This is a genomic window from Halorubrum distributum JCM 10118, from assembly GCF_000337335.1.
Classification (GTDB): Archaea; Halobacteriota; Halobacteria; order Halobacteriales; family Haloferacaceae; genus Halorubrum; species Halorubrum distributum.
In genome coordinates, this window is the sequence record NZ_AOJN01000023.1 from 124,343 (window position 1) to 137,535 (window position 13,193).

Consider the following 13,193-nt stretch of genomic DNA (forward strand, 5'->3'; position numbering starts at 1 on the left):
AATCAGACGTGCTCGCTCACTGCGTTCGCTGCGCGCGACTGATAGGATTCGAATCCCTGTGCCGCTACTGCTCGCTTCGCTCGCAGATAGCGGGCACGGTGGGATTCGAACCCACGACCATCGGATTAGAAGTCCGACGCTCTATCCGGGCTGAGCTACGTGCCCTCATCAACTCCTGATTCCCCGCGTCTAAAAACGCCCGCGGTTCGCGTCGGGAATTGCCCGAGTCGACCGCGTTCAGTAGCTGTACTCGACGACGGTGTTCCCGTCCGGATCCGTGACGAACACGGTGTCGCCGCCGTTGTTCCAGACCGGCGACCCGCGCCCCAGTACACCGTGTCGTCGGTGTCGTTGCCGCTGCCGGTGTACAGCGTGATCGTCGTGCCCGGATCGACGCTGATCCCGGAGAACGTGTAGCTGTTGTCGACCTCGTCGTCGACGACGCACCCGTCGAGGTCGACCGTCTCGTCGCCCTGATTCACGAAGCTGACGTACTCGTCTTCGGTCTGGTCGCCCTCGGGGTCGGCGACGAGTTCGTCGACCGCGAGGTCGACGCTCGACCCGCCGTCCCCGCCGTCGTCGCCGTCGCCGTAGGCGCCGAACAGGTCGAAGTCGGTGTCGAAGTTCGTCGTCGTCGGATTCTCCGGCCCGCCGAGGTTGTTCTCCTCGTCGGTCACCGCATCGCCGGTCCGCAGGTCGGAGCCGAGGTCGGCGGCGAGCGCGTCGAGGTTGTCGCGGGCGTCGGCCGCGTCCTCCGCTCCGGCGCCGGCGAGGATGACGGCGCCGCCGTCGTCGCGGAAGTCCTCGATGGCGGCGACCTCGTCGCTCCCGAGTTCGTCGTCGGGCGCGGTGACGATCACCGCGCGGGCCTCGGCGAGGTCGCGCCCGGTGTCGTCGTCGAAGTCGTTCTTGCCGTCGAACTCGATCGCGAACCCTTCGAGGTAGCGCTGGAAGTAGGCGGCGTCCTCCGCGGAGAGCGCGTAGTCGGCCGCGAACTGGCCGTGCCCGCCGTCGATGACGACGCTCCCCTCGCGGCCGTCGGCCGAGACGGCGTCGATCAGGTTCGCGAGGAAGACGTAGTTCCCGTACGGCTCTGTTCCGGGACCGTCCTCGTCGCTCTCGAAGCTCTCGGCGGGGAGCGGTCCGCCCAGCAGCGCGACGTTGCTCGCCTCGTCGACGCCGACGAGCGGGTCGCCGCCCTCGGAACTGACGGGCACGCGGTCGCCCGCGATGTCTCCGTTCGCGGTCGCGACCGAGGAGGCGAACGGAACGAACAGCTCGTCGACCGGCTCGTCGCCCATGGGGGGCGTGTCCGCGACGTCGGAGATCTCCCAGATCCCGTCGCCGGCGTCGCGGGCGGCGCGTTCGAGGTCCCAGTACGCGTCGTGGTTCGCCAGCCCGGAGTCGTACACCCGGGCCCAGCCGTCCTCGATCGCCTTCGCGTTGTAGACGCTGCCGTCCGGGAGTTCGAGGAAGCCGAGCAGGCGGTTAAAGTTGCCGCGGAGCCCCTCGTTCTCGTCGAACGACAGGGTGACCGTGCTCCCGACTTCGAGCTGGGATTCTGCGTAGTCGGTCGCCTCGTCGCCCTTGGTCTTGAGCGCCGGACCGTCGTCGATCCCCTCGTACTCCTGAAGCCGCTCCTCGGTATCGCCGGTCTCCGGGGTGTCGATGCCGAGGATCCGCACCGTGTCCTCGATCCCGGAGTCGAACGCCACGTCGGCCGTGTCGCCGTCGGCGACGCTGACGACCTCGACCTCGTACTCCTCGGTCGGGTCGAGTTCGAGTCCGAGCCCCTCGCGGTCGGCGAACAGCCCGGGGTAGTTCTCGGTATCGAGGTCGCTCGTCGTCGGAACGAACTGGGCGCCGGTGTTGTTCTCGGGGTCGATCACCTGATTGTCGTTGAACCGGATCTGCGTGTCGATCCCGCTCGCCACCGCGTTGAGGTTGTCCGTCTGGTCGAAGTTGTTGAAGTCCGACTGGTCCATCAACACGATCAGCCCGCCCGCGTCGGCGAAGTCGTCGAGTGCGCCGAGTTCGTCCGGAGTGAACGACTCCGACGGCGACGTGATCACGATCGCGCTGGCCGGGCCGAGCAGGTCGGTCTCGAGGTCGGTCGTCGCCGCCACGTCGTAGCCGTTCTCCCCCGCGTATCCCTCGAACCCGGAGTGACTGGCGAGGTCGTAGAACTGCCCGTGGCCCTCGTCCCACAGCACCGTCTCCGAGTCGGCGTACTCGTCGAGGACGTTCAACAGCACCTCCTCGTTCCCGTACTCGCCGAACGTGACGCCGTCGTCTTGCCCGAACGGGAAGCCGAACGCGACCACGGGAAGGTTCTGGTCGACCGCCATCAGCGGCAGCGGCTCGTCGTCCGGGTAGGTCGTGGCGTCGCCGTTGCCGTCCGCGTCGACGGACTGCGCGGTCGACTCGGCCGCGACCGCGATCGCCTCGCTCGGCAGGTAGCCGTCGTCTTCGGCCAGCAGGCTCGCGGTCGAGTCGAACACCAACTGGTCGACGAACTCGGTCGGCGCGTCGCCGGGGCCGTCGCCCGGGTCCTCGATCGGTCCGTCGCCGACGCCGACGGTGATCGACACCTCGCCGTCGGTCGGATCGTCGCCCGCGTCGACCTCGACGCCGACCGCGACCGCCTCGCCGACGTCGAGTTCGACTGTCGGGTCGGGGCCGAGCTCCTCGCCGTCGACGGTGAGCGCGAACTCGGCGTCGCCGATCGCGCCGTCGTCGACCGTCGCGAACAGCCCGAGGTCCTCGGTGCCCTGGTTGCTCACCTGGAACACCTCGCCGACCTCGTAGACGGTGCCCGAGCCGAACCCGGTGCCGCCGCCCTCCACCTCGTCGAAGACCAGGGCGAGCTCGCCGGAGTCGTCGACGAACGCGAACTCGTCGTCGAGTGGGGTGAGCGACAGCAGCGAGCTCGCGTCGTCCGCGAGCGCGACCGTCGCGTCCCGCTCGGCGCTCGCCGTGTCGAACGCGCCCGTGGCGATCGCTCCGCCGCCGGCCGCGGTCGCGCCGAGGCCGATGATGACGCTGCGGCGCTTCATAGTTCACCCTCCGCGAGGAAGAAGTCGGGAAACTCGTCGTCGTTGAAGTTGCTCGTTTGCGGTACGTACGGCGCGAAGCCGCTGTTTTCCTCGTCAGTCACTTCGTCGAAGTTAAATCGGAACGCGGGGTCGAGTTCCTCGAGTATCTCATTCAATTCACCGTTGGAAGTGCCGTCGTACGATGCGGTCCCGTGGAGGAACACCGCACCGCCGTCGTCGACGAAGTCTGCGAGCGCGGACCGCTCCCCCTCCGAGAAGCCGCCGAAGTCCGCGACGTCGCCGTTAGTGGTCGCGATCATCACCGCATCGGCGTCGTCGAGCGAGTCGACGAAGTCGCTCTCGAGCGCCTGAACGTTGAATTCGCGTCCTTCGGCCACGGACTCGAGATCCGAGAAGTCGCCTGCGAGCGTCCGTTCCTGGCCGTGCGTCTCGTCGTACAACACCGTGCCGGTCCCGTCGAGCGTGACCTCCCAGGCGTTCACGATGAGCGTCCGATTATCGTCGACGCCGCTGGCGTTCGGGCCGAGCCCGGACCCGAACCCGACGATGCTGCCGTCGGCCGCCGCCAGCGGAATTTCGGCGTCGTCCGGATACGAGACGAACCCGTCGTCGTCCTCTGGATTTCCGTTCTCCGCCGTCGGCTCCGCGCGGACCGCGACGACCGAGTCGTCGTCGAGCGGGTTCCCGTCGGCGTCCGTGAGGCTCGACGTCGAGTAGAACTCCGCCATGTCGATCGTCTCGGGCGGCTCCGGCGTGGGGTCGTCCGGCTCGTCGTCGCCCTCCTCGAAGGCCGCCTCGATGGTGATGTCGATGTCGAGGTCCTCGGTGACGTCGACGTCGCCCGTCTCCACGTAGGTCCCGACCGACTGCTCGTCGCCGGTCTCCAAGACCACCGCGTTGTCGGGGTCGTCGAGGACCCCGTCGCGGTCGCCCGTCGGGTAGAGCCGGAACTCGCCGTCGAACGAGCCGGTGTCGCTCGTCGCGGTGATCGAGACCGTCTCGGTCCCCTGATTGGCGATCGCGAACACCTCGTCGAAGAAGAACTGCGAGTTGCGCCCGATCCCGTCGCCCACGCCCGAGACGTCCCCGAACGCGAGCGCGAGCTCGCCGTCGCCGTCCGTCGTCGCGTACGCGCTCTTCGAGACCAGGCCGAGGTACGCGTCCTCGTCGTCCGCGAAGTTCACCGTCGCGGTCCGCTCGGCGCTCGCCGTGTCGAACGCGCCCGTCCCGATGAGTGTTATCCCGCCGATACCGCCGGCCGCCGCTCCCGTGATGAGTGTTCGTCGTCGCATGAATCGTCCGCGGCCGGCGCGCGCCGTCGCGACTCTCCACCGTCCGAACGGAACCGCGAGGCGCGAGATTCCAGAAAGCGGAGGGCGAGCGCGAGGGGAAGTACGAGTCGTACTGTCACACGTCAGCCACGAACGCCCCGTCAGACGGCTAATTTAAATAATTTTATACTAGTCGTCCGGAATGATCTCCCCCACTACGGAGCGTTCCGGAGCGCTCCGAAACGCTCCGCAGTCGAGGGCCGAGTGCCCCCGCGGTCCGTCCCGTGCGGAGAGCAGACTAACCTCCGCCGGCGGGCGGCGCCTCTCAACAGCAGACATAAGTCCGCGAGCGGAGTATCCGCCGATAATGAACGTCATCGGAACCGTCGGCCTCCCCGGCAGCGGGAAGGGGGAGGCGGCGAACGTGGCCGAGGCGGCTGGCATCCCCGTCGTCGTCATGGGCGACGTGGTCCGCGCCGAGTGTCGCCGCCGCGGCCTCGATCCGGCGCAACACCACGGTCGGATGGCCGGCACGCTCCGCGAGGAGGAGGGCGACGACGCCATCGCCGCCCGGACGCTCCCCCGGATTCGGGAGGCCGCGGCCGAGAGCGACCGCGACGACACCGTCCTCGTCGACGGCCTCCGCTCGACCGTCGAGCTCGAACGCTTCCGCGAGGCGTTCGGCGACGACTTCACCCTCGTCGCGATCCGCGCGCCGTTCGAGCTGCGCGCCGAGCGGCTGGGCGAGCGCGGCCGCGACCACTCCGACTCCGACATGGCGGCGCTCCGCGAGCGCGACGAGCGCGAGGTGGAGCTCGGCCTCGGCGACACCCTCGAACGGGCCGACGTGGAGATCGACAACACCGACAGCCTCGCGGCGTTCCGCGAGCGCGTCCGCGAGGTGCTGGGCGTCGCGGACGCGGAGTCTGGCTCCTCCGACGGCGACCCCGCCGACGCCGAGGCGCCCGGGGCCGGAGGTGACGGCGCGTGATCTACAGCGTCGACGTCCGGATCGAGACGCCGGTCAACGACACGGAGGTGACCGACCGGGTCGCGGACGCGGTCGAGAACGTCTTCCCCGACGCGGAGCCGGTCCACGAGGACGGGCGGCTCGTCTCCGAGACGCACAGCCTCGACGCCTTCTCCGACGTGCTCCACGAGCAGGAGATACTCGACACCGCGCGGCGCGTCTTCCGACAGAACAGCACCGACGAGGGGTTCGCCTTCTCGCTGAAGAAGCAGGCGGCGTTCGAGGGCGTCGTCAACTTCGCGGTCGGCGAGCCGGACGAGCTCGGCGAGATCGACGTCGACGTGCGCGTCCGCGAGCCGGACGTCGAGTCGTTCATCGACTACGTCGCGCCCGAGACCGACGAGGGACAGCCCGTCGACCCCGTCCGCGAGTACGGCGACCGGTTCGACCCCGAGGACGAGGCGTACTGAGGCGCCAGACGGCGCGAGCGGGTCCTTCGCTTCAGTTACTCAGCGCCGACGAGCCCGCGCCGCCGATAGCACCGAAGACGGCCGGGTAGACGGCGCCGGCGAGCAGGACGGCGGTAACGATGTCCGGCGCCACGCTCCCGTCGCCGACGGCGTACCGGAACAGGAACGCCCCGACGACCGCGAGCGGGAGGTAGCCGGCCGCGACGAGCGCTCCCGAGCGGGCGCCGTCGAGGGGACTGTCCGCGTCGGCGACCCGACCCGCGACGAGGCCCGCGACCAGCAGTAGGACCGGCGGGACGAGTAGCAGGAACCCCGCGCCCTCGGCCTCCATGAGGAGGTTCCGCGACGACGTGCCGCCGAACACCGCTGGCGACACGGTCTCGACGAAGTGGGCGTTGTAGAACATCCAGCCGGACACCTGCCACGCCGAGATGGGGTCCCCCCCGAACAGCTCGGCGAGGAAGTTCAGGCCCGACAGCCCCTCCTCGATCCGGCCGCTCTGCGTGACGTAGACGGACAGGTAGCCGACGAGGTACGCGGCGGCGCCGGCGACCGCGCCGCCGACCGCCTCTCTGGCGATGCTCGGATCCGAACCGGTCGTCGCGGTCGTTCCACCGGATGGTGACGAGGACATGCGCTCGGTGTCGTTTCGGGCGCCGTAAGTGTTTGTTGGGTCGGGATCGTCAGCGTAATTCAACGGCGTACTCGGTTGAAACGCCTCGCACCGTCGGAGCTACCCCGTGTTCAGGCGGTCGACTCCCGCCACTCCGCCTGCGAGATCGTGTACCGGACCTCGTCGTGGACGCTCCCGTCGGCGTAGACGAGCGCGTTGCGGAGGCGTCCCTCCCGTCGCCCGCCGAGCCGGTCGACGTACTTCTCGATGGCGCGCCGCGACTGCTCGTTGTCCGGGTGGTGGCTCACGGCGACGACGTCCAAGTCGAGGTCGTCGAACGCGACCGCGACGAGCGCGGCCGCCCGCTCGCCGGAGTAGCCGCGCCCCCAGAACCGCTTCCGCAGCCACGTGCCGAGGACGGCGGTTCGCTTCTCCCAGTCGACCTCGAAGCCGCCGAACCCGGCTATCTCCCCCGCGCCGTCCTCGCCCTCGCGGGGCCGGATCACGTATCCCGCGGCCTCGTCCGCCTCGAACAGCTCGCGGTTGCGTTCGAGGAACTCCAGCGTCTCTTTCTTCGTCTCGTGGGGGTCCCAGGTGACGTACTCGGTCACCTCGTCGATGCCGAGATCCGACGAACAGATCCGGTAGCACTCGTCGAGGTCGACGTTTTCGGGGCCGCCGACCTCGAGTCGGAGTCGGTCCGTCTCGATCGTCTCCGGGAACATACCGGCGAAGACGACGACCTGCGGATAAAACCCACCGGCGCTCTGCGAACCGTTCGCACGACGAGCTCGGAGGCTCCCGTCGAACGTCGGGGACTCAGTCGTCGAGCGCGTCCGCGAGGTCGGCGCCGACGCTCGCGATCGCGTCGCGGGCCCGGTCGACCTCTTGCATCGTCATGAACCCGTGGACCATCGACGGGTAGTTCTCGTAGCGCGTCGCGACGCCGTCCGCGACGAGCTTCTCCGCGTACGCCGTTCCGCCGTCCCGAAGCGGGTCGAAGCCAGCGGTGACGACCGTCGCGGGCGCGACGCCGGAGAGGTCGCCCGCGTGTATCGGGTCGGCGTACGGGTTCCGGCGGTGGATCTCGTTCCGGTAGTAGGCCTCCGAGAACCACTCGATGTCGTCCCGCGAGAGGACGATCCCGCCGTGTTCGCGCACCGACTCCTGTTCGGGGTCGATTCCGATTCCGGGGTACAAAAGCGCCTGGCGCTCGATGTCGGGGCCGTCCCGCTCGGCGGCCATGAGGGCGGTGACGGCCGCGAGGTTGCCGCCCGCGGAGTCGCCCGCGACCGCGACGTCGCCGGTGCCGCGGAGCCGCTCCGTCGAGTCCGCCGCCCACTCGACCGCGGCGTAGGCGTCCTCGACGGCGGCCGGGAACGGGTGTTCGGGCGCGAGGCGGTACTCGACGGAGAGGACGGCACAGCCGCTCTCTCGGGTGAGATGTCGACAGAGCCAGTCGTGGGTCTCGACGCTCCCGAGGACGAACCCGCCGCCGTGGAAGAAGACGACGGTCGGGAACGGGGGGTCGCCGTCCGGGAGGTACAGACGCGCCTGGCTGTCGCCCGCGGGCACCGGGACCGTCACCGACTCGGTCGCCCCGACGCTCGGCGGGTTGCGGTTCTGAAGCCGCGTCAGGGGGCCGGTCAGGAGCCGGAGCAGTTTCAGCTTGTAGCGACCGTGCGGGAGGGGAATACGCGACTGGCGGGCCGCGGCACGCTTCGCCTGGGGGTCGATCTGGTCGGCGCTCACGTCCCGAGACTCGTCGGGCCCTCGACAAGACGGTTGCGGCGGGGTCGCCGGAGGTCGTCGACTTCGGCGTGCGCGCGTTCGGACCGGTCACCGCACCAGTCCGGCCGCCCGCAGCTCCTCGCGGATCGCGGCGCGTTTCACCAGCGCGAAGCCGACGCAGATGATCAGGAAGCCGGCGACCGTCGTTGCGGTGATCCCCTCGTCGAGGACGAGCCAGCCGACGACGGCGGCGAACACGGGCGCGACGTAGGAGACGAGGTTGATCTCGATCGGGCCGAGCCGGTCGAGCAGGTCGAAGTAGATGAGGAAGCCGATACCGCTCGCGACGACCGAGAGGTAGCCCAGGGCGAGCAGCGACTCCGTCGTCCACACCGCCCCGGCGATCGACTCGCCGAGCGCGAGCGAGACCACGTGGGTGAGCCCGGCGCCGAGCAGCATCGACCACGCCTCCATCGTCTCGATGGAGATGTCGGCCTCGGAGGCCCGCGAGAGGACGGAGCCGAGCGCGAACGAGGCGGCCGCGAGCAGCACGAGCAGCTTCGCGCCCGTGCCGCCGCCGGTCAGGTTCGCGGGGTCGGGGTTCGCGAGGACGACCGCGCCGACGAGTCCGATCGCCAGCCCGAGCGCGCCGATCGCGGTCAGCCGCTCCGCGGGGAGGAAGGCGCGCGCGAACACCGTGGTCAGGAGCGGCGAGAGGCTGACGATGACGGCCGCGACGGCGCTCGTCACCGCCGGGTCGGTCTCGCCGACGAACAGGAACGAGTGGTACGCGGCGATGATGAACACAGCGCCGGAGAGGACTTCCAACCACGCGTCGCGGCCGCGGGGGATCGGGTCGTCGACCGCGTACGCCGCGTAGGCGAGCATGACGACGCCCGCCACGTCGTACCGGAGCGCCGCGAACAGCACCGGCGGGACGTACGCCAGCCCCGCCTTGATCGCGACGAACGCCGAGCCCCAGACGGCGGCGAGGACCAAGAACAGCGAGAGGTTTCTGAGACGGCTCACGTCCGCCCTCTCCCCGCGGCGCGCCAAAAGGTTCCGGAAACGGCCGCGTTCGCTGGATTCGCCAGGGAGGGAACGGCGGGCGGATGCCCCTACCGGACTCGGTACCCGTCGGCGTCGCGGGCGACGACGCCCACGTCGGAGAGCCGGCGGAGCGCGCCCTCAACGGTCGACTCCCGCGCGCCGACCTCGTCGGCGACCGCCGCGGGCGTGCCGTCCGTCTCGACCACCGCGGCGATGACGGCCGCGAAGAAGCGGCTGTCGGCCTGCCCGCCGAGCCGCTCGTCGATCTCGGCGAGGGCGTCCTCGACGCGGCCCTGGACCCACCGCTGGGCGAGCGAGAGCTCGCGGTCGAGGTCCTGGAGTCGCGCGAACTCCTCGGCGAGCTCCGCGAGGTCGCCCGTCGAGCCCGAGCCGTCGGGGGCCTCGATCGAGAGGTGCGGACAGCGGCCGGACATGTCGAGGCTGTTCTTCGCCGGGTAGGCGCTCTTCGCGCCGAAGCCGTACGGCGAGACGCTCACCTCCAGCCGGAGGCTGCGCGCGATCCGGAAGTACTTCCGCCGCTGGTCGTCCGTCGTCGACTCGACGACCCCGGCCTCCTCCAGCTTCCGCAGGTGGTCGATCACCGCCTTCGGACTCACGTCCAAGTACTCCGAGATCTCCGTGACGTAACAGGGCTTGGTGGCGAGAAGCCGGAGGATGCGCCGCCGGTTCTCGTTGCCGAGGAGATCGAGCAGTACCGCGGAGTCCATTAACGTGTAGTTAGCGTTCAGCGGATAAAAGGTTGGCTTCCGGAGACGGACGCGTCGGGCGGAGATCGAAGGACGGGACGGCGGGTGGTGCGGTTCGTTCGTGCTCGCTTTCGCCCGCCGCTGAGGCGGTCGCCCCCGAGCGCGTGCGGCTCGCTCGCTCGACCGCCTCACGCTGCGACGTATCTCGATCCCGCCGCGGCGGCCCAAATACTGATTACCGTGACGGCGCACCCTTACGGAGGGAATGCCCGAGAAACAGCCGCGTCCCGAATGGAACCTCTCCGAGCGGGACACGATCATCTTACAGGAACTCGCGCGCGACCCGCAGCTCACCTCCCGCAGGCTCCGGGACCTCCTCGACGAGGAGTACGACATCGACGTCTCTCACGTCACCGTCAACGAGTCGATCCGGCGGATGCGCGAGGACGGGGTGTTCCGGGAGGCGCTCGTCCCCAACGAGGAACACCTCTTCTTCTCGCTTTTCGAGTTCCAGTTCAACCCCGAGGGGTTCGAAGAGAACTGGCGGGACGCGCTCGAACACATCCGGTCGAGCCGCCACACGTTCATGTACTTCCTCTCCGACGGCGACTACCAGTGGAAGACCATCATGATGTTCAAAGACCGCGAACAGGAGTCGAAGTGGATCCACGAGTTCTACAAGGAGTACGGCGAGCTCATCACCAACCTCCGCAACTCCGTCGTGACGAACGTCCTCAAGTTCGGGACCGACCCCGAGCTGTTCGAGGTGTTTCAGGAGGACGGCGACGACGAGTGACCGTCGTCATCGGTCACCGAATCAGTCGAACTCCCCGAACCGAGTGACGGCCTCCAGCTCCTCCGTCGGCGGGTCCTCGAACGCGTCCCGTGCGATCGTCCGCCGGTGGACCTCGTCGGCGCCGTCGACGATGCGGAACTGCCGGACGTTCTCGTGGAAGCGCGCGATCGGCAGGTCGTAGGCGATCCCGTTCCCGCCGCAGAACTGGAGCGCGTCGTCGATCGCCTCCTGGACCACGTTCGCCGCGAACGTCTTCGCCATCGCCACCTCGATCCGCGCCTCGTGGCCGTCGGCGATCCGGCCGGCCGCGTGCCGCACCATCGTGCGGGCGGCGTGGAGCTCGGTCCGGCGGTCGGCGATCCGGAACCGCGGCCCCTGCTTCTCCGAGAGCGGCTCGCCGAACCCCTCCCGCTCGGAGAGGTAGGCGGTCGCGATGTCGAGCGCGCGGTCGGCCATCCCGGCGTACCGCATACAGTGGGTGAGCCGGGCCGGCCCGAGCCGCCGTTGGACCAGCGTGAACCCCTCGTTTTCCTCGCCGAGCGTGTTCTCGACCGGGGCCCGGACGCCGTCGAACCGGATCTCGGCGTGCGTCGTCCCCACCAACCCCTCGCCGAGGTGCGGGATGTTCCGGACGATCTCGACGCCGTCGGCGTCGGCGGGCACGAGGATGACCGAACAGCCCGCGTACGGGTGCGCCTCCTGGTCGGTGCGCGCGAACGTCAGGAACACGTCGGCGTCGAGTCCCCCCGTCGTCCACCACTTGTGGCCGTCGATGACCCACTCGTCGCCGTCCTTCTCGGCGGTCGTCCCCAGCATCTTCGGGTCCGACCCTCCGCCTCCCATCGGCTCGGTCATCGCGAAGCCGGAGTCGATCTCGCCGGCCGCGAGCGGGCGGAGCCAGCGCTCCTTCTGGTCCTCGGTGGCCGCGATCTCGAGGGTGTGCATGTTCCCCTCGTCCGGCGCCGCACACCGGAGCGCGGTCGGGCCGAGCAGGCTCCGTCCCGCCTCCTCGAACACGGGGAGCATCTCGCGGAAGCCGAGCCCGAGCCCGCCGTACTCCTCGTCGACCTGCGGGGCGTAGATCCCCTCGTCGCGCGCGGCGTCGCGCAGCGCCTCGATCTCCGCCGGCGGGATCGGCCCCCGTCCGAGCCACTCCCGCTCGACCGGGAGCACCGTCTCCTCGACGAACTCCCTGACAGCTTCGGCGACCTCCGGTCCGCGTCCGATGTCGTCGTACTCCATACCGTTCCTTATTTAGCAATGTAAATAGTGGTTCCGGCTATTCTCCCAAAATTCTATATGAGGGGAAACTGATCCCCAATGTACCGAAAAATAGATTTACAATGTTAGCCGAATATGCGACAACCGATGAAAGCCGTTCGGGCATAGATCGGTCACCCGCCGTTGCCTCCGGACCGCGTCGAACGGAGGACGACCGGTCGTGACCGACCCCGACTACCTCGACAGGCTGGTCGACGACGACGCGCTCGGGACGTATCTCGCGGCCGAGTTCGGGCCGGTGGACACGTTCGACGTCGAGCGACACGCCGAGGGGCACTCGAACGAGACGCTGTTCGTCACGTGGGGCGACCGCGAGCTGGTCATCCGGCGGCCGCCGCCCGGCGAGACGGCCGACACGGCCCACGACGTGCTCCGCGAACACCGCGTCGTCGACGCGCTCGGAGACACCGGCGTCCCGGTGCCCCAGACGCTGCGCGCCTGCGACGACCCCGCGGTGCTCGGGAGCGACTTCTACGTCATGGAGCGCGCCGACGGCGACGTGCTGCGCGACGCCGAGCCGCAGCGGTTCGCCGACCCGACCGCCCGCGAGCGGGTCGGGGTCGAACTCGTCGACACGCTGGCGGCGATCCACGCGGTCGACTACGAGGCGGTCGGCCTCGGTGAGTTCGGTCGCCCGGCGGGGTACACGGGCCGGCAGGTCGAGCGCTGGACGGACCAGCTCGACTGGGCCTTCGGGACGACGGAGTCGGTCAGGGAGGTACCCGACCTGGTCGCCGTCGGCGACTGGCTCGCCGACAACGTGCCCGACGAGCACCCGGAGACGCTCGTCCACGGCGACTTCAAGCTCGACAACGTGATGTACGGGCCCGGGACGCCGCCCGCGGTCGTCGCCGTCTTCGACTGGGAGCTGTCGACGCTCGGCGACCCCCTCGCCGACCTCGGCTGGCTGCTGCTGTTCTGGTACGACGAGGGCGACCCGGACCCGGCGATGCCCGACTTGATGTCGACGTTCACCGCCCGCGAAGGGTACCCGACCCGTGCGGAACTGATCGACCGGTACGAGGCGGTGACGGGCCGCGAGTTCGCCCACGAGCGGTTCTACCGCGCGCTCGCGGCGTACAAGATGGCCGCGCTCGGCGAGATGTTCCTCGCGCGGCACCTGAACGACGACAGCGACGACCCGCTGTATCCGAAGATGGAGTCGCAGGTCCCCGAGCTCGCGGCGCGGACGCTCGCGTACGTCGAAGGCGAGACCGAGCGATTGTAGGCCCGCAGTCGGGCCGCGGG

Annotated in this window: 12 protein-coding genes and 1 tRNA gene; 4 read left to right on the forward strand and 9 right to left on the reverse strand. The window is 69.4% G+C overall.

The window, feature by feature from the left end; all coding sequences use genetic code 11:
• Positions 1 to 90: 90 nt before the first annotated feature.
• From C466_RS04640 to C466_RS04660, 3 genes are all read right to left on the reverse strand, one after another.
• Positions 91 to 165 (reverse strand) — tRNA-Arg (locus tag C466_RS04640).
• Positions 156 to 3,056 (reverse strand): DUF4350 domain-containing protein, encoded by a 2,901-nt coding sequence (locus C466_RS15815; RefSeq protein ID WP_004599012.1) that lies wholly within the window; start codon positions 3,054 to 3,056, stop codon positions 156 to 158. Before C466_RS15815 ends, C466_RS04640 begins: the two co-directional genes overlap by 10 nt.
• A complete protein-coding gene (locus C466_RS04660; RefSeq protein ID WP_004599013.1) occupies positions 3,053 to 4,348 on the reverse strand; it encodes a DUF1102 domain-containing protein in 1,296 nt (431 codons plus the stop codon). The genes C466_RS15815 and C466_RS04660 overlap by 4 nt, the downstream gene beginning before the upstream one ends.
• 346 nt (positions 4,349 to 4,694) lie before the next feature.
• Here C466_RS04660 and C466_RS04665 point away from each other — a divergent pair, with 346 nt between their 5' ends.
• Together C466_RS04665 and C466_RS04670 are read left to right on the forward strand one after the other, a co-directional pair.
• Positions 4,695 to 5,318, forward strand: a complete 624-nt coding sequence (locus C466_RS04665; RefSeq protein WP_004599015.1) for an AAA family ATPase — start codon at positions 4,695 to 4,697, stop codon at positions 5,316 to 5,318.
• On the forward strand, positions 5,315 to 5,767 hold the full coding sequence (locus tag C466_RS04670) for an RNA-binding domain-containing protein (RefSeq protein WP_004599017.1): 453 nt from the start codon (positions 5,315 to 5,317) through the stop codon (positions 5,765 to 5,767). The genes C466_RS04665 and C466_RS04670 overlap by 4 nt, the downstream gene beginning before the upstream one ends.
• Before the next feature lie 31 nt (positions 5,768 to 5,798).
• Here C466_RS04670 and C466_RS04675 read toward each other — a convergent pair whose 3' ends face one another.
• The 5 genes from C466_RS04675 to C466_RS04695 form a co-directional block, all read right to left on the reverse strand.
• Positions 5,799 to 6,401, reverse strand: a complete 603-nt coding sequence (locus tag C466_RS04675) for a hypothetical protein (RefSeq protein WP_004599018.1) — start codon at positions 6,399 to 6,401, stop codon at positions 5,799 to 5,801.
• 110 nt (positions 6,402 to 6,511) lie between these two features.
• Positions 6,512 to 7,105: a GNAT family N-acetyltransferase gene (locus C466_RS04680; protein WP_004599020.1), complete on the reverse strand. Its 594-nt coding sequence runs from the start codon at positions 7,103 to 7,105 to the stop codon at positions 6,512 to 6,514.
• 94 nt (positions 7,106 to 7,199) lie between these two features.
• Positions 7,200 to 8,132 carry an alpha/beta hydrolase gene (locus C466_RS04685; RefSeq protein ID WP_004599022.1) on the reverse strand — a complete coding sequence of 311 codons (933 nt, stop codon included), beginning with the start codon at positions 8,130 to 8,132 and terminating at the stop codon, positions 7,200 to 7,202.
• A gap of 87 nt (positions 8,133 to 8,219) precedes the next feature.
• Positions 8,220 to 9,140: a DMT family transporter gene (locus tag C466_RS04690; RefSeq protein ID WP_049902565.1), complete on the reverse strand. Its 921-nt coding sequence runs from the start codon at positions 9,138 to 9,140 to the stop codon at positions 8,220 to 8,222.
• Positions 9,141 to 9,229: 89 nt separating this feature from the next.
• A complete protein-coding gene (locus C466_RS04695) occupies positions 9,230 to 9,889 on the reverse strand; it encodes an ArsR/SmtB family transcription factor (protein WP_004599025.1) in 660 nt (219 codons plus the stop codon).
• 244 nt (positions 9,890 to 10,133) lie between these two features.
• Between C466_RS04695 and C466_RS04700 the strand changes: the two genes are divergently transcribed.
• Positions 10,134 to 10,664: a winged helix-turn-helix domain-containing protein gene (locus C466_RS04700; RefSeq protein WP_004599026.1), complete on the forward strand. Its 531-nt coding sequence runs from the start codon at positions 10,134 to 10,136 to the stop codon at positions 10,662 to 10,664.
• Positions 10,665 to 10,685: 21 nt separating this feature from the next.
• Here C466_RS04700 and C466_RS04705 read toward each other — a convergent pair whose 3' ends face one another.
• Positions 10,686 to 11,906 carry an acyl-CoA dehydrogenase family protein gene (locus C466_RS04705; protein ID WP_004599028.1) on the reverse strand — a complete coding sequence of 407 codons (1,221 nt, stop codon included), beginning with the start codon at positions 11,904 to 11,906 and terminating at the stop codon, positions 10,686 to 10,688.
• Positions 11,907 to 12,105: 199 nt separating this feature from the next.
• Between C466_RS04705 and C466_RS04710 the strand changes: the two genes are divergently transcribed.
• On the forward strand, positions 12,106 to 13,173 hold the full coding sequence (locus tag C466_RS04710; RefSeq protein WP_004599030.1) for a phosphotransferase family protein: 1,068 nt from the start codon (positions 12,106 to 12,108) through the stop codon (positions 13,171 to 13,173).
• The last annotated feature ends 20 nt before the right edge of the window (positions 13,174 to 13,193 follow it).

What these genes read in the sequence shown, in the direction of transcription:
- C466_RS04705 (WP_004599028.1), bottom strand. Translation starts at nt 11,906, where the DNA reads ATGGAGTACGACGACATCGGACGCGGACCGGAGGTCGCCGAAGCTGTC.
- C466_RS04700 (WP_004599026.1), top strand. Translation starts at nt 10,134, where the DNA reads ATGCCCGAGAAACAGCCGCGTCCCGAATGGAACCTCTCCGAGCGGGAC.
- C466_RS04665 (WP_004599015.1), top strand. Translation starts at nt 4,695, where the DNA reads ATGAACGTCATCGGAACCGTCGGCCTCCCCGGCAGCGGGAAGGGGGAG.
- C466_RS04675 (WP_004599018.1), bottom strand. Translation starts at nt 6,401, where the DNA reads ATGTCCTCGTCACCATCCGGTGGAACGACCGCGACGACCGGTTCGGAT.
- C466_RS04680 (WP_004599020.1), bottom strand. Translation starts at nt 7,105, where the DNA reads ATGTTCCCGGAGACGATCGAGACGGACCGACTCCGACTCGAGGTCGGC.
- C466_RS04695 (WP_004599025.1), bottom strand. Translation starts at nt 9,889, where the DNA reads ATGGACTCCGCGGTACTGCTCGATCTCCTCGGCAACGAGAACCGGCGG.
- C466_RS15815 (WP_004599012.1), bottom strand. Translation starts at nt 3,056, where the DNA reads ATGAAGCGCCGCAGCGTCATCATCGGCCTCGGCGCGACCGCGGCCGGC.
- C466_RS04660 (WP_004599013.1), bottom strand. Translation starts at nt 4,348, where the DNA reads ATGCGACGACGAACACTCATCACGGGAGCGGCGGCCGGCGGTATCGGC.